This window comes from Flavobacterium magnum, assembly GCF_003055625.1.
In the GTDB taxonomy this organism is placed as follows: domain Bacteria; phylum Bacteroidota; class Bacteroidia; order Flavobacteriales; family Flavobacteriaceae; genus Flavobacterium; species Flavobacterium magnum.
This window is the reverse complement of sequence record NZ_CP028811.1, coordinates 749,497-767,811: the sequence shown is the minus strand read 5'-3', so window position 1 is coordinate 767,811 and position 18,315 is coordinate 749,497. Positions and strand designations below refer to the sequence as shown.

16 protein-coding genes are annotated in these 18,315 nt (G+C 48.5%); 7 read left to right on the top strand and 9 right to left on the bottom strand.

Features of this window, described 5'->3' with window-relative positions:
• Nucleotides 1–2: 2 nt before the first annotated feature.
• Complete coding sequence (gene uvrC, locus HYN48_RS03045) at nt 3–1,799, bottom strand: excinuclease ABC subunit UvrC (protein WP_108369732.1); 1,797 nt, start codon at nt 1,797–1,799, stop codon at nt 3–5.
• A gap of 84 nt (nt 1,800–1,883) precedes the next feature.
• Between uvrC and HYN48_RS03040 the strand changes: the two genes are divergently transcribed.
• A complete protein-coding gene (locus HYN48_RS03040) occupies nt 1,884–2,468 on the top strand; it encodes a 5-formyltetrahydrofolate cyclo-ligase (protein WP_108369731.1) in 585 nt (194 codons plus the stop codon).
• A gap of 28 nt (nt 2,469–2,496) precedes the next feature.
• On the opposite strand, the gene HYN48_RS03035 is transcribed toward HYN48_RS03040, so the two are convergent.
• The 6 genes from HYN48_RS03035 to gdhA form a co-directional block, all read right to left on the bottom strand.
• Nucleotides 2,497–3,096 carry a lipoprotein signal peptidase gene (locus HYN48_RS03035; protein WP_108369730.1) on the bottom strand — a complete coding sequence of 200 codons (600 nt, stop codon included), beginning with the start codon at nt 3,094–3,096 and terminating at the stop codon, nt 2,497–2,499.
• Between the two features lie 125 nt (nt 3,097–3,221).
• Entirely contained in the window at nt 3,222–3,602 is a 381-nt protein-coding gene (locus HYN48_RS03030; RefSeq protein ID WP_108369729.1) for a TraR/DksA family transcriptional regulator, read from the bottom strand.
• Nucleotides 3,603–3,609: 7 nt separating this feature from the next.
• Nucleotides 3,610–7,014, bottom strand: a complete 3,405-nt coding sequence (ileS, locus tag HYN48_RS03025) for an isoleucine--tRNA ligase (protein WP_108369728.1) — start codon at nt 7,012–7,014, stop codon at nt 3,610–3,612.
• A 191-nt stretch (nt 7,015–7,205) separates the two neighbouring features.
• Nucleotides 7,206–7,919 (bottom strand): DNA repair protein RecO, encoded by a 714-nt coding sequence (recO, locus tag HYN48_RS03020; protein WP_108369727.1) that lies wholly within the window; start codon nt 7,917–7,919, stop codon nt 7,206–7,208.
• A 57-nt stretch (nt 7,920–7,976) separates the two neighbouring features.
• On the bottom strand, nt 7,977–10,283 hold the full coding sequence (gene porZ / locus HYN48_RS03015; protein WP_108369726.1) for a type IX secretion system anionic LPS delivery protein PorZ: 2,307 nt from the start codon (nt 10,281–10,283) through the stop codon (nt 7,977–7,979).
• Between the two features lie 111 nt (nt 10,284–10,394).
• Nucleotides 10,395–11,738 (bottom strand): NADP-specific glutamate dehydrogenase, encoded by a 1,344-nt coding sequence (gene gdhA / locus HYN48_RS03010; RefSeq protein ID WP_108369725.1) that lies wholly within the window; start codon nt 11,736–11,738, stop codon nt 10,395–10,397.
• 263 nt (nt 11,739–12,001) lie between these two features.
• Here gdhA and HYN48_RS03005 point away from each other — a divergent pair, with 263 nt between their 5' ends.
• Complete coding sequence (locus HYN48_RS03005) at nt 12,002–12,805, top strand: THC0290_0291 family protein (protein WP_108369724.1); 804 nt, start codon at nt 12,002–12,004, stop codon at nt 12,803–12,805.
• A gap of 111 nt (nt 12,806–12,916) precedes the next feature.
• Here the strand turns inward: HYN48_RS03005 and HYN48_RS03000 are convergent, their stop codons facing one another.
• Nucleotides 12,917–14,059: a cystathionine gamma-synthase gene (locus tag HYN48_RS03000; protein ID WP_108369723.1), complete on the bottom strand. Its 1,143-nt coding sequence runs from the start codon at nt 14,057–14,059 to the stop codon at nt 12,917–12,919.
• Between the two features lie 94 nt (nt 14,060–14,153).
• On the opposite strand from HYN48_RS03000, the gene HYN48_RS02995 reads away from it, so the two are divergent.
• Nucleotides 14,154–14,894, top strand: coding sequence for a DUF3298 and DUF4163 domain-containing protein (locus HYN48_RS02995; RefSeq protein ID WP_108369722.1), 741 nt, complete (start codon nt 14,154–14,156; stop codon nt 14,892–14,894).
• Here the strand turns inward: HYN48_RS02995 and HYN48_RS02990 are convergent.
• Nucleotides 14,887–15,342 (bottom strand): DinB family protein, encoded by a 456-nt coding sequence (locus tag HYN48_RS02990; RefSeq protein WP_108369721.1) that lies wholly within the window; start codon nt 15,340–15,342, stop codon nt 14,887–14,889. The two genes, HYN48_RS02995 and HYN48_RS02990, sit on opposite strands and share 8 nt — an antisense overlap.
• A gap of 70 nt (nt 15,343–15,412) precedes the next feature.
• On the opposite strand from HYN48_RS02990, the gene HYN48_RS02985 reads away from it, so the two are divergent.
• The 4 genes from HYN48_RS02985 to gmk all read left to right on the top strand — a co-directional run bounded on the left by HYN48_RS02985 (nt 15,413) and on the right by gmk (nt 18,222).
• A complete protein-coding gene (locus HYN48_RS02985; RefSeq protein WP_108369720.1) occupies nt 15,413–15,760 on the top strand; it encodes an arsenate reductase family protein in 348 nt (115 codons plus the stop codon).
• On the top strand, nt 15,760–16,677 hold the full coding sequence (locus tag HYN48_RS02980) for a DMT family transporter (protein WP_108369719.1): 918 nt from the start codon (nt 15,760–15,762) through the stop codon (nt 16,675–16,677). The genes HYN48_RS02985 and HYN48_RS02980 overlap by 1 nt, the downstream gene beginning before the upstream one ends.
• 91 nt (nt 16,678–16,768) lie before the next feature.
• Complete coding sequence (locus HYN48_RS02975) at nt 16,769–17,629, top strand: YicC/YloC family endoribonuclease (RefSeq protein WP_108369718.1); 861 nt, start codon at nt 16,769–16,771, stop codon at nt 17,627–17,629.
• A complete protein-coding gene (gene gmk, locus HYN48_RS02970) occupies nt 17,629–18,222 on the top strand; it encodes a guanylate kinase (RefSeq protein WP_245945977.1) in 594 nt (197 codons plus the stop codon). The genes HYN48_RS02975 and gmk overlap by 1 nt, the downstream gene beginning before the upstream one ends.
• Nucleotides 18,223–18,315: the final 93 nt, after the last annotated feature.

Here is an 18,315-nt window from a genome sequence, read left to right as displayed (position 1 = left end):
GTTTAGGTTGTTTTCGAATTGTAAAAGTCGGTAATTTTTTTCGCTTTCGATACACCGACAACTTCCGAAATTTCTTTTTCCGAAGCCAGTTTCAGCCTTTTGACCGACTTGAAATGCTTCATCAGCACAATCATGGTCTTTTCACCGATGCCGGGAATGGATTCCACCGACGAATTCAACGCTGATTTGCTTCGTTTGTCGCGGTGGAAGGTAATCCCGAAGCGGTGCGCCTCGTTGCGCAGGTGCTGGATGACTTTGAGTGTTTCGGATTTTTTGTCCAGGTACAGCGGCACATTGTCGCCGGGGTAAAACAACTCTTCCAGGCGCTTGGCGATTCCGATGATCGCTACCTTTCCGCGAAGGCCGAGTGCATCGATACTTTTCAATGCTGACGAAAGCTGTCCTTTCCCGCCGTCTATGATGATCAGTTGCGGCAACGGTTCGTTTTCGTCGAGAAGCCTTTTGTAGCGTCGGTAGACCACTTCCTCCATCGAAGCAAAATCATTCGGCCCTTCTACGGTCTTGATGTTGAAGTGCCGGTAGTCCTTCTTGCTGGGCTTGCCGTCCTTAAATACCACGCAGGCCGCCACTGGGTTGCTGCCCTGGATATTGGAGTTGTCAAAGCACTCAATGTGGCGCGGCTCTACATTGAGGCGCAGGTCTTTTTGCATCTGCGCCATGATGCGGGTGGTATGCCGGTCCGGATCGACAATCTGCAGCTGCTTCAACTGATCGAGGCGGTAGTAACGGGCGTTGCGTTCGGAAAGTTCGAGCAATTGCTTCTTATCGCCGAGTTGCGGTACGGTGACTTTGATGTTTTCGCCCAGATCGATATCAAACGGCAGGATGATTTCCCTGGTCAGCAGGTTAAACCGCTCACGCAGTTCGACCACCGCCAGCGCGAGCAGCTCTTCATCCGGTTCCTCGAGTTTTTTCCTGATCTCGAGGGTGTGTGACCGGATGACCGACCCGTGCGAAATCTGCAGGAAGTTCACGTAAGCTACGGCTTCGTCTGAAATGATGGAAAACACATCCACATTGGTCACCTTGACGTTAGCGACCATCGAGCGTGACTGGTAGTTTTCCAGCACCTCGATTTTTTCCTTGATTTTCTGCGCTTCCTCAAAACGCATTTCGGCGGCACAGGATTTCATTGATTTGTAAAATTCGCGCAGGCTTTCCTTAAAATTGCCTTTGAGGATCTGCCGGATGGCATCCACATGTTTTTGGTAATTTTCCAATGTTTCATGCGCTTCACAAGGGCCTTTGCAATTGCCGATGTGAAACTCAAGGCAGACTTTGAATTTTCCTTTTTCTATATTTTCTTCCCTTAAATCATAGTTGCACGTTCGCAGCGGGTAGAGTTCCTTAATCAGGTCCAGTATCGTATGGACAGTCTTGAAACTGGTGTATGGGCCGAAATATTCCGAGCCGTCCTTAATCATCCTGCGCGTGGGAAAAATACGCGAAAAGGGTTCTTTCTTGATACAGATCCACGGATAGGTCTTGTCGTCGCGCATCAACACATTAAACCGCGGCTGGTGCTTCTTGATCAGGTTGTTTTCGAGCAGCAGCGCATCACTTTCCGAAGCGACGACAATGTGCCTGATGGTAACGATTTTCCGCACCATCACATTGGTCTTCGCCGTATCATGCACTTTATTGAAATAGGATGATACCCGTTTCTTCAGGTTTTTGGCCTTGCCCACATACAGCAGTTTCCCTTCCTTGTCGTAATACTGGTACACCCCGGGTTTGTCGGGCAGGGTTTGGATCTGCAGGCTTAATTCAGGAGTCATGCTGCAAAGTTAAGTAATTCGCCCATTGGGTAAACGATATTAACAGCATTAGCGAATGCGCGTGGGATTGCTTAATTTTAGCCAATGAACAAAAAGCAACTTCGCCTTCATTACAAAGCGTTGAGGGCCACCCTGACCGGGACAGCGGTTGAAGACGGCAGCATTGCGATGGCAAACCGGTTGCTGCACCTTCCGATTTGGGATAAGGTATATTTCCATGTGTTCCTTCCGATGGCATCGCATAACGAACCCGATACTGAGCCGATACTGCATTTACTGGCCGGCAGAGATAAAGATATTGTCGTGTCCAGAAGCGATTTCACTACGGGTGAAATGACCCATTTCCTGTTGACGGACAATACGAGGTTCCGTATAAATGGCTACGGCATTCCTGAGCCCGTTGACGGCATCGAAGTGCAGCCTGAAAAAATTGATGTGGTATTCGTGCCGTTGCTGGCATTTGACGCTTCAGGAAACCGGGTAGGGTATGGGAAAGGCTTTTACGACAGGTTCCTTTCGGGGTGCCGGCCTGAGACCATTAAGATTGGTTTGTCCTTTTTTGAAGCGGCCGGGCCATGGGACGATGTTTTCGAAAGCGACGTAAAGCTGGATTATTGCGTCACACCCGAAAGGATTTATCATTTTAATCCAGGCACTGAGAACTGCTGAGGCGTGTGGAACAGCACGTATTTCTGCCTTAATCCGCTTTGTGAAATGCCTTCTTGTTGAATACAATCAAAATCCCCACCCCGGTCGAAATGGCCATATCGGCAATATTGAAAATGGCATTGAAGAATTTAAACTCCTGTCCGCCGACCACAGGCATCCACTGCGGCCAGTGTGCGCTGAAGAACGGGAAATACAACATGTCGACGACATCCCCGTGAAACAGTGTGCCGTAGGGCTGGGGCGAGAACAGCGTCGCGACGTTGCCATGGCTGCTGTCAAAAATCAGCCCGTAAAAGATAGAGTCGATGATGTTTCCGGTGGCTCCGGCAAAAATCAATGCAATGGCCACGATCAGGTAATCCGATCCGTGTTTTTTTACGGCACTCCACAACCACCAGCCGATCCCCCCGATGGCCAGGATGCGGAATAGTGTGAGGATCAGTTTGCCGTAGTCGCCGGGAATCTTGGTTCCCCACGCCATACCTTCATTTTCGATAAAATAGATTTTGAACCAACTGAAAACCTCGACCTCTTCCTGTAAACGGAAATGCGTCTTGATGTAGATTTTCGAGATCTGATCCACTAAAAGTATCAGGAAAATGATGAGATAGGCTCTTCTTAAAGACATTACTGTGGTTTTTTGTGCGGCAAAAGTAGTTAATCCCGCGGACAATAAATAAAAATAAAATTCCAAATTCCAATCATCGGCTGAAGATCGGAATATGGAATTTAAGGATTGTAATTTTTGTCAAACTACCGCTGCAGGTTTTTGGCTTCAATGCTCATCGTCGCATGCGGCACGATTTTCAGCCTTTCCTTCCCGATCAGTTTGCCGGTGACTTTACATACGCCATAGGTTTTGTTCTCGACACGGAAAAGCGCATTTTTCAGGTCGCGGATGAATTTCTCCTGACGGATCGCCAATTGGGAATTCGCTTCTTTTGACATGGTTTCGCTGCCTTCCTCAAAAGCCTTGAATGTTGGGGAGGTATCATCAGTACCATTATTGAGGTCGTTCATGTAGGCACTTTTTATAAGGTCAAGGTCTGCCTGTGCTTTCTGTATTTTTTTCAGGATAATTTCTTTGAACTCTGCGAGGTCCGCGTCAGAGTATCGGGCAACTTCATCTACCATTTTTGTCTTATTTTGAAATTAATATTTTTGTTTCGATATCGTCGAATGCTATTTCGGTGCCCGAAGGTAAACTTTCCATGAAGGAAATCGTTTCAGTTAAAGTTTCAGATTTTATATAATCCGCATTTACCTGCACGGCTTCCCTGAGCATTTCATTTCCGCTTTCAAGCTGTACCCGGATCTTGTCAGTGACTTCAAACCCGGAATCTTTTCGCAGGTTCTGGATCCTGTTGACCAGTTCCCTCGCGATGCCCTCATTTCTCAGTTCCGGCGTGATGGTAATGTCCAGCGCGACTGTAATCCCGTTGGCGTTGGCCACCAGCCATCCTTCGATATCCTGGGACGTAATCTCTACGTCTTCTAATGTTAAAGTTATAGTATTTCCTGAAATAACAAGCGTCAGCGTACCGTCTTTATCGAGCTGGCCAATCTGCTCCTGCGTGAACGATTGTATCTCTTTGGAAATCAGACCCATATCCTTTCCGAAACGAGGACCCAAAGCCTTGAAATTAGGCTTAATCTGCTTCACCAGAATCCCTGATGCATCGTCGAGCAAATCGATTTCCTTTACGTTCACTTCGGCTTTTATCAGGTCTGAAATGGCCTCGATCTGCTCCTTTTGTTTGGCGTCAAGTATTGGAATCATTACCTTTTGCAGCGGTTGGCGAACCTTAATCATTTCCTTTTTACGCAGTGATAAAACCAATGAGGAGATGGTTTGCGCCTTCTCCATTTTGCTCTCTAACGTTTTATTAACAAAGTTTTCAACGAATCGCGGAAATTCAGCCAGATGCACCGACTCAAAACCCTCTGTTGCTGTCGCTTTGGTAAGGTCAGTATACAGCCGGTCCATGAAAAACGGTGCAATCGGGGCGCTGAGTCTTGCTACGGATACCAGGCAGTTGTATAACGTCTGGTAAGCAGCAATCTTGTCCTGGGCGTAATCCCCTTTCCAAAATCTGCGGCGGCACAAACGCACATACCAGTTGCTCAGGTTTTCCTGAACGAAGTCGGAAATGGCACGTGCGGCTTTTGTCGGCTCGTAATCAGCATAAAAACCGTCCACGTCCTTGATCAGTGTATTCAGCTCAGAGATGATCCATTGGTCGATTTCAGGCCGCTCCTCCAGCGGTATTTCGGCTTCCGCATAGCGGAACCCGTCGATATTTGCATACAGGGCGAAGAACGAATACGTGTTGTATAAGGTGCCGAAGAATTTGCGGCGTACTTCAGCAATGCCATCGATATCAAACTTGAGGTTGTCCCATGGGTTGGCGTTTGAAATCATGTACCAGCGGGTGGCATCGGCGCCGTACTCTTTTATGGTTTCAAACGGATCGGTGGCGTTGCCGAGGCGTTTTGACATTTTCTGTCCGTTTTTGTCGAGTACCAGTCCGTTGGAAACCACATTCTTATAAGCGATTTTATCAAAAACCAAAGTGCCGATAGCGTGTAGGGTGTAGAACCATCCACGGGTCTGGTCGACACCTTCGGCAATAAAATCAGCGGGAAAGTCTGTATTTCCGTCGATTTTTTCCTTGTTTTCAAATGGATAATGCCATTGGGCGTAAGGCATGGCGCCCGAATCGAACCAGACGTCGATCAGATCCGTTTCGCGCGTCATCGGTTTTCCCGAAGGCGAAACAAGCGTAATGGCGTCAACAACATTTTTATGCAGGTCCACCGAATCATAATTGGCTTCAGACATGTTCCCGATCTCAAAGCCTTTGAATGGATTTTCCTTCTGGAACCCTGCCGCGATTGATTTTTCGATTTCATTGTACAGTTCCTCCACTGAACCGATCAGGATTTCTTCCTGTTTGTCTTCCGTACGCCAGATCGGCAAAGGGATTCCCCAATACCGTGAACGCGAAAGGTTCCAGTCATTGGCATTCTTGAGCCAGTTCCCGAAACGGCCTTCTCCGGTGGCTTTAGGCTTCCAGTTGATGGTGTCGTTGAGGTCGAACATACGATCACGCACGTCTGTGATTTTGATGAACCAGGAATCCAAGGGATAATACAAAAGCGGCTCATCAGTGCGCCAGGAATGCGGGTAACTGTGTACGTATTTCTCCACCTTAAAGGCTTTATTTTCCTCCTTTAACTGGATCGCGATTTCAACATCCACCGATTTGTCAGGCGCTGTGCCGGCGTCGTAATATTCATTTTTCACATATTTGCCTGCATAAGGTCCAACGTGTGAGGTGAATTTTCCCTGCAGGTCTACCAAAGGAACGGCATTCCCATATTCGTCCAATACGAGCATTGGCGGGACTTCCGGTGTGGCTTCTTTGGCCACCTTCGCATCATCGGCGCCGAATGTCGGTGCCGTGTGTACGATTCCGGTTCCATCTTCCGTGGTTACGAAGTCACCTGAAATGACGCGGAAAGCGTTTTCCGGGTTTTGGTATGGTAGGGCAAAAGGCAGCAATTGTTCGTAGCGGATGCCGACGAGGTCTTTTCCTTTGGCTTCTGCCAGAACGGAATATGGAATCTGTTTGTCGCCGGCCCTGTAATTTGTGAAATCGGCCGGATCGCTGCTTTCCGAAAACCCTTTTCCGAACTGTTTTCCAACGAGATTCTTGGCCAATACGACATTTATAGGCTCAAAAGTATATTGATTCAATGTCTTTACCAAAACGTAATCAATGTCCGGCCCGACCGTCAAAGCGGTATTTGAAGGCAATGTCCATGGCGTGGTCGTCCAGGCTAAAATATGGACATCGCCAAAACCCTGCAGAAATGCTGGGAGTGTTTCAGGCTTCGTCTTAAACTGCGCCACAATTGTAGTATCAGTAACATCACGGTAAGCCCCGGGCTGGTTGACTTCGTGCGAAGACAGTCCCGTTCCGGATTTTGGAGAGTATGGCTGGATGGTGTAGCCTTTATACATCAATCCCTTGTCGTAAATCTGCTTCAACAACCACCACACCGATTCCATGTATTTCGATTTGTAGGTCACGTAAGGATCTTCCATATCGACCCAGTAGCCCATTTTTTCAGTAAGGTCGTTCCACACATCGGTATAGCGCATCACGGTGCGTTTGCAGGCTTCGTTATAGTCTTCAATGGAAATGGTTTTCCCGATGTCTTCCTTCGTAATCCCGAGTTCTTTTTCAGTACCCAATTCTACGGGCAAGCCGTGTGTATCCCATCCCGCTTTGCGTTTCACCTGATATCCTTTTTGGGTTTTATAGCGGCAGAAGATGTCCTTAATGGCACGCGCCATTACGTGGTGGATTCCGGGTAGGCCGTTTGCGGACGGCGGGCCTTCGAAAAAGACAAACGGTTCGTGTCCTTCACGTGTGGTGACGCTCTTTTCGAATATATTTTCTCTCTTCCAGAAATCAAGGACTTCTGACGCCACTGTGGGCAGGTCAAGTCCTTTGTATTCCGTAAATTTCGTACTCATTTTCAGTCGTTTTGTAAAATCAATCTGCGAAAGTAATGATTTCCCGGAAGAGTCAAAAGCCGAAAGTCAGAAAGTTGGGACACCGCGGAAATTTGGAACAACTGTGCCTATTTAGCAGGCGCTGCGCGAGGGATCGCAGCAAGGTGCCGTGCACCGCGGAGAGCCCGGCCCGAAGGGACGCGCCCAAAAAATCAACTAAAAACGGCGCGCAAAACCTCGAGGGACTTCGGTTTCCTGAAGCCATCAAGGTGCAGGGCGTAATAATCGACCAGGATGCGCAGCAGGGTTTGCCGTTCTGAGACATGAAAGGCCTTGTGGCCGTCGTGAAAACGCAGCGAAAGGAGTTTCCGGAGCAGTACGGTTTCAGATTCAGGAAGCGAGTTTAGTCCGCCGGCCTCATTGAAGACGCCTTCGGAAACGTCGAAAAACGGCAGAGAGACCTGGGTAACATCGGGATAAAAGCCCAGGAATTTTGTGATTTCGAGAAGCAGGATCAAATGGAAGTTGGCGATTTCATCATGGTTGTCGAGCCATTCCATCGCCGTGAGCAGGAATTCGAAAAGCGCCGCGTTTTTTTCGTGTTCGTGGATAGCATGGTGCAGCATCTCTGACACAAAAAGCGTGATCGCGGCTTTCGAGACATGGCCCGGAATCGATTGATAATGGGTTGCGAGCCGTATCTCCCGGAAATGTTCGAGCGTGCCTTTGTTCCTGTGCGTGGCTTCGATTTCCAGTATGCTCATCGGCTGGAAATAGGCGATTTTGTGGTTGTTCCTGGACGACGAAAAAGCGGAGCGTACAAAATAGGACTTGAGCCCGTCCGATTCCGTAAAGCATTTTACAATCAGGTTTTTGTCCTGGTATCTGACAGCGGAAATGACAATGGCGCGGGTTTTAACGTTCATGGATAAACGGTGTAGGGTGTGCGGAAGGGGTAAGAAATGTCACCTGCTTCCCGCGTCCTATCTTACAATCATTACTTTCTTCACTGTTGTCAGCATGCCGTCCTGGCTTGAGACGAAAATCATGTACACGCCGGAAGCGACGCGGTATTTCCCGAAAGCCCGTGTGTCCCATTCTATGGAGCCGCCTTCTGACACGACTTCGTACACCAGACTGCCCTCGATATCGGTAATCTTGATTGTAGCCTTATCGGTGAGTCCGGTGATTTTCACGGTGCCGTCATATTCAGGGCGCACCGGATTGGGGTATACCAGCACGTTCTTCAGGTCGTCGCTCGCCGAAATCGCGGTACCCTTATAGGAAACCAGGCCTTTGGTGGTTGCAAAAAACACTTCGCCCGTTGCCTTGTTGATCTCGATATCGTTGATGGAATTGCTGGGCAGAGGCGAGTTGCTGCTGTTAAAGATATGCAGCACTTCCTCGCCATTTGATGAAAAGTGGAACACGCCGGCATCAGCCGTACCGATCCATTTGTTGTTGCCACCGTCGATGACAATATCGGTGATGAACTGGCCGGACATCAGTTCAATGTTCACGGGCTGCCCGTCTACAAATTCCTGGATAACTATGGGCCGGGTCGTCATCTGGGTGTCGGCTGAGAAGCTGTCTACGCTTGACAGCACCCGCAGTCCGGTGGTTGTCCCGATCCAGAGTTGGTTGCGGTTGTCGACTGTGGCCACGCGCACGTTGTCTATGGGCAGGTTTCCGGCATCGGCGCCTGATTTGATGGACTTGCCTATGTTGCCGTTTTCGTTATACGCGACCAGCCCATCGTCGCGGGTGGGCATCCATTTGGTGCCGTTCTTGTCGATGGTGAGCCTGCCGATATTGAATTTTCCCACGTTGTCGTAAAGTCCCTGCAGGTCGAAAGACTGCCATCCGCCGCCGGCGCGCAGTACCTTAAGGCCGTTTCGCACGATGCTGTTGGTTACCCATAAATTACCCGATTTATCGAAAGCCGTGCCATCCACGCGGTAGGTGGGATCTCCGGGGGGACCTTCGGGTCCGTTGTTGGTGTTGGTCTGGTTGAACAATGCTACGGGTTCGTCATTCTGGAATTTCAGCAGACCGGAGTGGAACGAACTGAAATAGACCTGGTTTTCGTCGGACGGATTGGCTGTAATCCTGACCAAAGATGCCACTTCCTGCCCGACAGCATCACGTATCGTTTGATAAGGAATGTTCAGCCAGCCGTTTGGAGACAGTTTGCTCACGCCGTAATAGTCGAGTGGATAAGGGTTGTAGTCGACCGTATAATCGCCGTAGGCCGCCCAAAGGTTTTCAGAAGTCGCGGTAATCGCGAAGATGTTGTTGCGCACCGGACCATTTGGGGTGATGTTCTGGAACACCGCGCCGGCTGTCACGCCTGTCGCATACACGCCGTTTGATTCTGTTCCTATATATAGGGTGTTGCCGACAATCGCAGCGGAGGTGAACCGCACGTTGGCGGTCTGTATTTCGGCCGACTGCAAATCGCGCTCAAGCGCATAGTTTTCGTTGTATATAAAAACATGGCCCGCAGTGGTAACCAAAAGTTTTCCGCCGCTGCTGCGCAGATCTTTCGGGGCTTCCGGCAAAAGGGCAATATTCGAAAACCCGCCACCTGCGTAGCGCTTCAGTTCGCCGGTATTGGTCACCATGAAGAGGTCGTTGCCAAAGGCCTCGATGCCCGCCCAGCCATTGCCGCTGATGGTTGTCCACTGACTGAAATCGTTTAGGTTGGGGTTGGTAAGATCGGCCCTGCGGATACCGAAATCCCTGGTTGCGGCAAATATCTTACCGTCAAAAACCGCGGTCTGGCTGATGGCAATTTCGGTACCGCCATCGCCGATGAAATAGGTATCCCCGAACTGCAGCGTACTCAGGTTGTATTGCACAATCCCGAAATCACACGAAATGTAGACGATGCCCTCGAACTCCATAAAATGGTTGATTTTCTTGATGTTCGGGGGCAGCTGCTTGTTGAGGATGTCGACCACTTTAAGGATGCTGCCATCGGAATCATTGATGACGACCATCAACCCGGTTTCATAACCGATTAAGGTTTTGTTAGAAGCATTGGTATGGTAGATGCTCGAAATCGTTTCGCTCGGCAGTCCGTCAATCGTATTGACGGTCTTGATTTCATTCGTAGCACTGTTTTTTGAGAAAATACTGTTTTCCGAACCGGCGTAAATCCGGTTTGCGGACGTGGCGAGGTCTTTAATCGAAGTGTATGAAAAATATCCTTTCCAAAGCTGGTCGTTCTGGCTGTATCCAATAAGGCAGCAGCACACGGAAAGGATAACGATGAAAAAATATTTCATTTCAGGCTTTTAAGTGACGCAAATATACAAAACGCAGCACAGCCCGTTTTCATATGCCCCAAATAAAAAAGCCCTCCAAAAGGAAGGCTTTGAGTTTATATAAGACAGGTGTTATACTACGCCCTGGGCCAGCATGGCATCGGCAACTTTTACGAAACCGGCAATATTGGCGCCTTTTACATAGTCAACATAGCCGTTCCCGTCAGCGCCGTATTTCACGCAGGCCGAGTGGATGTTGAGCATGATGTTGTGGAGTCTTTCGTCTACTTCCTGTGCTGTCCAGCTTAAACGCAATGAGTTTTGTGACATTTCAAGACCTGATGTGGCCACACCACCGGCATTAGACGCTTTCCCCGGAGCGAAAAGGATTTTTGCATTCTGGAAAACCGCCACGGCTTCCGGTGTTGAAGGCATGTTAGCCCCTTCCGCCACGCAGATGCAGCCGTTTGCCACGAGCATTTTTGCTTCGTCTTCATTGAGTTCGTTTTGTGTAGCGCATGGTAAGGCGACATCACATTTAACTTCCCATGGACGTTTTCCGGCAACATAGGTTGCATTCGGATATTTTTTAACGTACTCAGAGATACGCGCATAATCCACGTTTTTGATTTGCATCACGTGGGCCAGCTTTTCGGCATCAATGCCTTCTGCGTCATAGATATATCCCGCAGAATCCGACAGCGTGACTACTTTTCCGCCCAACTGCGTCGCTTTTTCAGCGGCATATTGTGCTACGTTTCCTGAACCTGAAACGACAACGGTTTTTCCTTTGAAGCTGTCGCCTTTGGTTTCAAGCATCGCTTGTGCAAAATACACGTCGCCATAACCTGTGGCTTCCGGACGGATCAGCGATCCACCGAAGGTAATGCCTTTCCCGGTCAATACGCCGGTGAATTCATTGCGCAGCCTTTTGTATTGGCCGAACATATAACCCACCTCACGGCCGCCCACACCGATATCTCCGGCAGGGACATCCGTGTCAGCACCGATGTGCTTGGACAATTCGGTCATGAAAGCCTGGCAGAAACGCATGATTTCGTTGTCTGATTTTCCTTTCGGGTCGAAGTTTGCACCGCCTTTTCCACCGCCCATTGGCAATGTGGTCAGGCTGTTTTTGAACGTTTGCTCAAAAGCCAGGAACTTCAGGATCGACAGGTTTACTGAAGGGTGGAAACGGATTCCGCCTTTGTATGGCCCGATTGCAGAATTCATCTGGATGCGGTAGCCGCGGTTTACCTGCGTATTCCCGGCATCGTCGGTCCAGACCACACGGAAGGTGATGATCCGCTCTGCTTCAACCATCCTCTCGAGCAGCATTTTGCCCTGGTATTTTTTATTTTGTTCGATAAAAGGGATAACGGTTTCAGCAACTTCGTGCACCGCCTGCATGAATTCAGGTTCGTTCGGGTTGTTTTTCGCTACTGCATCTACAAATGCTTGGATACTTTGTGACATGATTATTAGATTATTAACGTTTTAAGAAAACGTTTTCGTTTGCAGGCACAAATATACAGTATCTCTGAAAATATCATTATTGTATTTTGAATATCCGCGGGAGAATTATTATTATTTTAAATAATATTCAGATTAGGTGCAGAAACTACACGATTTTAAAATAATCTGTTGCTGTTTTCGTACAGAATCAAGTAATTATCATTTTAATTTTACAAGTGAACCTTGTTTTTATATCTTTGTGACAATTTGAATCCCAAACAAAAATGTTCAAAAAGCCCCTCCTCGCCATTCTTGTTTTGTTCGGTTTATACCAACCTTTACAGGCCCAATTCGGATTTTCGCATGAAGTCGGGATCATTTCAGGACCCGTCGCATTCCAGTCGGATTATGGTGAACGCCATAACCTGGAAACCAACGCCGGGAACACCGGTTATGGCATCGGGATTATCCACTACCTGAATTTTTCCTACCAGGCGAGTTGCAATTGCTATACCGCCGACACCTATTTCAACGACCATTTTAAATTGCGCTCGGAGTTGTCCTACAACAAGACCGAATTGCAACACTTTGGGCGCTGGGTGAATAAGAACAGCAATTCGCTGGGCGTACAGCAACTCAAGGCGATGCGCGGCTCCACTGAAGTCACCGATATCGGGATGCAACTGGAATGGTTTCCACTGAGTATCCGTGATTTTACCGCGACCATTGGAAGTTTCGCGCCGTTTTTAAGCCTTGGCGGACATTATTCCTACTATAATCCTGATGCCTATTCTTTGCTTGGCCCTTTAGGCGTGCCACAGACCACTTTTCCAAAATACCTTGAACCCTCTGATGGACGGCCTCACGGCTATTCGGGCGAAGATGGCAATGTGTGGTCGGTCGTGGGAAGTATCGGGACGCGTTATAAATTGTCTCCGCTCGAAGATCTCATGGTCGATTTAAGATGGCAGTATTACTTCTCCAACTGGGTGGACGGGCTGAACCCGAATCCTGACGTTTACCTTGAAAACCGCGCCAACGACTGGCTGGTTTGGTTTAATGTGGGATACATCTATTACCTGGATTAGGAAATCCCAAACCGGCAGGCCAAAAAAACATCTTGGCATTCTAAAGACATAAAAAAATCCGCCTAGGCGGATTTTTTATTTACGTCATACAGCAACGGCCCAACCTGAATATTACTCAAGCGCCTGCCTGATGTCTTCAATTAAATCCTCAGCGTCCTCAATCCCGACACTCAGCCGTACCAAGTCGTCAGTGATGCCTATTTCTTTTCGCTTGTCTTCAGGAATGGAAGCGTGCGTCATTAATGCAGGATGGTTCGCGAGGGATTCCACGCCGCCTAACGACTCTGCCAGCGTAAAGACTTTCAGTTTTTCCAAGAATGAAATGGCATCTTCCTTTTTGCCTGAAGCGAAAGTGAATGTCACCATACCGCCGAAGTCCTTCATCTGCTTTTTGGCCACTTCATGGTACGGGTGGCTTTCAAGCCCCGGGTAATAAACCGTGTTTACCTTCGGATGGCCTGACAGGAAGTCAACCACTTTTTTCCCATTTTCGCAGTGTCTCTGAACGCGCAGGCTCAGTGTTTTAATGCCGCGTAACACCAGGAAGCTGTCCATCGGTCCCAGTGTGGCGCCTGTGGCGAATTGCTGAAAATGCAGCTGCTCGCCGAGTTTCTCATCTTTAATGACCAAAGCCCCGGCGATGACATCAGAGTGGCCTCCCAGGTATTTCGTTGCGGAATGCATCACGACATCGGCGCCCAGATCCAGTGGTTTCTGGAGGTAAGGCGTGGCAAAGGTATTGTCGACAGCGAAAAGAATATTGTGCGCTTTGGTAATTTTGGCAATGGCTTCGATATCAGCGAGCTTCATCAATGGATTTGTCGGAGTCTCGACCCAGACCATTTTGGTGTTTTTATTGATCAAGGCCTGAAATCCATCCATATCATTCATATCAATAAAATGGAACTTGATCCCGGAGTCTTTATAAATCCTCGTGAACATCCGATAGGTACCACCATATAAATCGTCCATTGCGATGACTTCGTCGCCCGCCTTAAAAGAACGCAAAAGACAGTCAGTTGCTGCCAGTCCCGATGAAAAAGCCAGTCCGCGGCTGCCGTTCTCAATGCTCGCCAACGCGTTTTCCAGCGCCGTACGCGTAGGGTTCGACGCGCGGCTGTATTCGTACTCGCCGACCGGCTTGCCCGGCGTGGTCTGGGCGTAAGTGGAAGTCTGGTAAACTGCCGGCATCACCGCGCCGGTTTCATGGTCGTGTTGTTGCCCGCCGTGAATCACTTTGGTGTTGAATTTCATAATAGTATCCTGTTAAAATTGGAACAAATTTATCGTTTAATTCTTCTTAACCCAATTCCAACTTAATACCTTTGTCGAAATTAACATTTCCGATATGAAAAAAGCCGGTTTCCTGTTCATGATGCTTTTGGTGATGGCAGGCTGCAGCAACGAATTGTCGTTTGAACAGAAGTCATTCACCCAAAAGTCGGCGTTGCCCTGCAGGCCCGAATGTACCTCGATTTCAGTCACTGTTCCCGTCGCAAAAGACAAGCCCATCGCAGCTGACAGCATCAATAAGAAAGTCTTTGCTACACTCAAAGAAATCGTGATGGTGGGCGAAAACCAGTTTGCCGACACGGAATACAACGGCCTGTTGCGTTCTTTCATCAAGGCGTATGACAAGATGCAAAATGAAAACCCGGACGACCGGTTTAACTGGGAAGCCAAAATCACCGGAAAAGTAATCTACCAGTCAGACAGTATCATCAATATTGAATTGAAGCATTACAAATTCACAGGAGGAGCCCACGGTTACAGCGGCAGGACATCGTTGATATTTGATGCCGCCACGGGAAAATACATCCCGAATGAGTATTTGTTCAGGGACCGCAACCGTTTTAAGGATTTTGCCGAAAAGAAATTCCGTGCAGCGTATAAAATCCCTGAAGGCCCGATCAACGCGACAAACCTGATGTTTGAAGGCGGTGCGTTTCAGTTGCCCCAAACCTACTTCTTTACGGATAAAGGGCTGCTGCTTTTTTACAACGTGTATGAAATCGCCTCCTATGCCGACGGCCCGAAAGAATTGCTGATTCCGTATAAGGAAGTCAATCCGTATCTGGCCGTTAAATAAACTTGCGGATGCCCATCATGATGCCGGTGTGCATCGCTTCATGGTAGTTGTTGAATTCCATCGCATCCTCGGCAGAAGCCATCGTAAAGCCTGACATGGATGTAAATGCGCGATAGGTTTTGAACATCCCATTTTCCAGGTCATCTTCCGTTTTATCAATCGGGGCGTACAGCAGCGCGCGTATGGCATCGACTTCTGCCTGCGTCACATCGGATTCAGGGCGCGTGCCTTTTTTATACTTTTCGACCATATTGTCAGAAACCATCATCGGCAGGTCTGACAGGTGATAAACCAGCATTTGCTGTACCACCACGATATGCCCGATATTCCAGATGAGGTTGTTGTTAAAACCGAGAGGTACCTTATTGAGTTGTTCCAAAGAATAATTGTCGAGGTACTGTTCCAAAACTTTCCTGCTGGTACGGGTAACGTAAAAGGTGCGCTGCATGGTTTTTATTTTTGGTTAAAAGTACTGAATTCCGTCCAAAATGATTTTTCTTTGCCGGAAATTACAACCAATGGACCGCATATTTTACCTTGCTTCCTGCGATACGTGCCGCAAGATCATCAGGATGCTTCCGCAGCATCAGCTCATATATCAGGACATCCGGCAGGAACCGGTAACCGAAGCCCAGCTCGACGAGATGAAGGCGCTGGCCGGAAGTTACGAAGCCCTTTTCAGCCGCAAGGCGCAGTTGTACAAGTCGATGGGACTGAAAGATCAAAACCTCACCGAAGCGGATTTTAAGAGGTACCTCCTGGAGCATTATACTTTTTTGAGCCGACCTGTGTTCATCATCGGTGGAAAAATCTATATCGGCAACAGTGCAAAAAACGTTGAGGCGGTAATCAAAGCGCTGGGCTGATGTCAAAACGTACTGCTGCACTCATTGCCGCGACACTCGTGTCACTGATTTACGGCGTCACCTTCACGGTCGCCAAAGACGTCATGCCGGCGTATATCGACGCTTTCGGGTTCATCACGCTGCGTGTAGGCGGATCGGTGCTGCTGTTTTGGGGTGTATGGCTGTTCATGCCTAAAGAAAAAATTGCGTGGCGGGATTTTCCAAGGATTGTCGCCGCAGCCTTTTTCGGCGTGGCGTTGAACATGCTTACATTTTTTAAGGGGCTGAGCTACACCACACCCATCAGCGCTGCCGTGATTATGGTGACCACTCCGATTATCGTACTGATCCTTTCCGCCATCATGATGAAGGAACGCATGCGCAAGCGGAAGGTTTTCGGGATATTGCTCGGACTTGGCGGTACGGCTTCCCTGATTTATTTCGGGAACCACAACCCGGCCCATCTCGCCACAAATGGGACTTTAGGGAACCTGTTGGTGTTCATCAATGCGGTTTCTTATGCGTTTTACCTGATTGTTGTCCGGAAGTTAATGGACAGGTACAGCGCTTTTACTTTCGTGAAATGGGTCTATCTTTTCGGATTCCTGATGGTCCTGCCCTTCGGCTGGGACGAATTCCGGGCAATCCGCTGGGAAGCCATGCCTGAATCGATTTATTGGAAAGTGGGATTCGTGCTGGTATTTTCAACGTTCCTTACTTACCTTTTAAACCTGCTTTCCATGAAAACGCTGAAGCCTGTCACGGTCGCGGTATTCATTTACCTGCAGCCGTTGTTTGCGACGGTTATTGCCATCGGTTTGGGTAAAGATACGCTCTCGCCCGTGAAGATTATTTCGGCAGTGTTTATTTTTTCAGGTGTTTACCTCGTTACCCAAAAGCAGCCGGAGCCGACCGGAGAAGCCGCTGCGGAAGCGTAAATTTTAACGTGCCGACCCTGCAATGGCGGTGCAACATTACGGGTGCGGAATGAATTGTTTTCACTACATTTGTTCCTATTACAAATTTTTTATGATACAATCCATGACCGGTTTCGGGAAAGCAAGCATGCAGCTTCCGACCAAAAAAATAACCGTCGAGGTGAAGTCGCTCAACAGTAAAGGCTTCGACCTCAATGTAAGGATGCCGTCGGTGTATCGCGAAATGGAGCTTGGCGTACGCAACCAGATTGCCACTACGCTGGAAAGGGGAAAAATCGATTTTTGCATATTCATTGAAAATACAGCGGAACAGACTTCAACCAAAGTCAACGTCCCGATCATAAAGGATTACATCCGACAGATGCGTGAAGTTTACGCCGATGCAGACGAAACCGAGCTGATGAAGATGGCCATCAGGATGCCTGATGCGCTCAAAACCGAGCGAGAGGAAATTGACGAAGACGACTGGGCCCAGGTGCAGCAGGTCGTCGATGAGGGGCTTAAAAACCTTAAATCGTTCCGTATTTCAGAAGGGGTCGCGCTGGAAAAAGAATTCCTGCACCGCATCGCCAACATCATGACCCTGATGAATGAGACCGTAGCCCTCGACGGTGAAAGGATTGATACCGTAAAAACCAGGCTGCGTGCGGCAATTGATGAACTGAAGGTCAATATTGACGACAACCGTTTCGAACAGGAGTTGATTTTTTACCTCGAAAAATACGATATCACCGAAGAGAAGGTACGCCTTGAAAATCACCTGAATTACTTTATAGAAACCATCGCCGGTACTGAAGCAAACGGCCGCAAACTGGGTTTCATCACGCAGGAAATGGGCCGCGAGATCAATACGATGGGATCTAAATCGAACCATGCCCAAATGCAGAAACTTGTCGTGCAGATGAAAGACGAACTCGAAAAAATCAAGGAACAGGTCCTCAATGTATTGTAATGATGGAAAATACGCATACCAAAAAAGGCAAACTGCTCGTTTTTTCAGCGCCTTCGGGTTCCGGTAAAACTACCATAGTGCGCTTCCTGCTTGAGCAGAAAGAGCTGCATCTCGATTTTTCGATTTCGGCTACCTCGCGCCAGAAACGCGGTGACGAAGTTGACGGCAAGGACTATTATTTCCTGACTGCCGAAGCCTTCCAGAAGAAAATCGAGGAAAACGCGTTCGTGGAATACGAAGAAGTTTACAAGGACAATTTCTACGGTACGCTGCAAAGCGAAGTCGAACGCATCTGGGCCAGCGGCAAACATGTGATTTTTGACATCGATGTCGTAGGCGGACTGAACATCAAGAAAAAATACCCGGAGCAGACACTGGCCGTTTTCGTCAGCCCGCCATCAGTCGAAGAACTGGAAAGGAGGCTGCGTTTCCGCCAGACTGAAACCGAGGAAAAGATCCGGATGCGCCTGGCTAAAGCCGAACGCGAGATTTCTGTTTCCGGCAGTTTTGATGTGATCCTGAAGAATTACGATCTTGAAAACGCGAAGAACGATGCATATAAATTGGTTCACGAATACCTGACCATCAGCTGATGCTGTTTTCGGAAGGTGCTGCAGCTCGGCATTTGATGATGCAGGATCTCCTGCGGTGCGGGCTCAGGCATCTTACAGTCTAAAAGCGAATCA

Coding starts and splice junctions, on each gene's coding strand:
- uvrC (WP_108369732.1), bottom strand. CDS start 1,799: ATGACTCCTGAATTAAGCCTGCAGATCCAAACCCTGCCCGACAAACCC.
- HYN48_RS02995 (WP_108369722.1), top strand. CDS start 14,154: ATGAAAAAAGCCGGTTTCCTGTTCATGATGCTTTTGGTGATGGCAGGC.
- HYN48_RS03005 (WP_108369724.1), top strand. CDS start 12,002: ATGTTCAAAAAGCCCCTCCTCGCCATTCTTGTTTTGTTCGGTTTATAC.
- HYN48_RS02985 (WP_108369720.1), top strand. CDS start 15,413: ATGGACCGCATATTTTACCTTGCTTCCTGCGATACGTGCCGCAAGATC.
- HYN48_RS03035 (WP_108369730.1), bottom strand. CDS start 3,096: ATGTCTTTAAGAAGAGCCTATCTCATCATTTTCCTGATACTTTTAGTG.
- HYN48_RS02975 (WP_108369718.1), top strand. CDS start 16,769: ATGATACAATCCATGACCGGTTTCGGGAAAGCAAGCATGCAGCTTCCG.
- gmk (WP_245945977.1), top strand. CDS start 17,629: ATGATGGAAAATACGCATACCAAAAAAGGCAAACTGCTCGTTTTTTCA.
- ileS (WP_108369728.1), bottom strand. CDS start 7,014: ATGAGTACGAAATTTACGGAATACAAAGGACTTGACCTGCCCACAGTG.
- HYN48_RS03040 (WP_108369731.1), top strand. CDS start 1,884: ATGAACAAAAAGCAACTTCGCCTTCATTACAAAGCGTTGAGGGCCACC.
- porZ (WP_108369726.1), bottom strand. CDS start 10,283: ATGAAATATTTTTTCATCGTTATCCTTTCCGTGTGCTGCTGCCTTATT.
- recO (WP_108369727.1), bottom strand. CDS start 7,919: ATGAACGTTAAAACCCGCGCCATTGTCATTTCCGCTGTCAGATACCAG.
- gdhA (WP_108369725.1), bottom strand. CDS start 11,738: ATGTCACAAAGTATCCAAGCATTTGTAGATGCAGTAGCGAAAAACAAC.
- HYN48_RS03030 (WP_108369729.1), bottom strand. CDS start 3,602: ATGGTAGATGAAGTTGCCCGATACTCTGACGCGGACCTCGCAGAGTTC.
- HYN48_RS02980 (WP_108369719.1), top strand. CDS start 15,760: ATGTCAAAACGTACTGCTGCACTCATTGCCGCGACACTCGTGTCACTG.
- HYN48_RS02990 (WP_108369721.1), bottom strand. CDS start 15,342: ATGCAGCGCACCTTTTACGTTACCCGTACCAGCAGGAAAGTTTTGGAA.
- HYN48_RS03000 (WP_108369723.1), bottom strand. CDS start 14,059: ATGAAATTCAACACCAAAGTGATTCACGGCGGGCAACAACACGACCAT.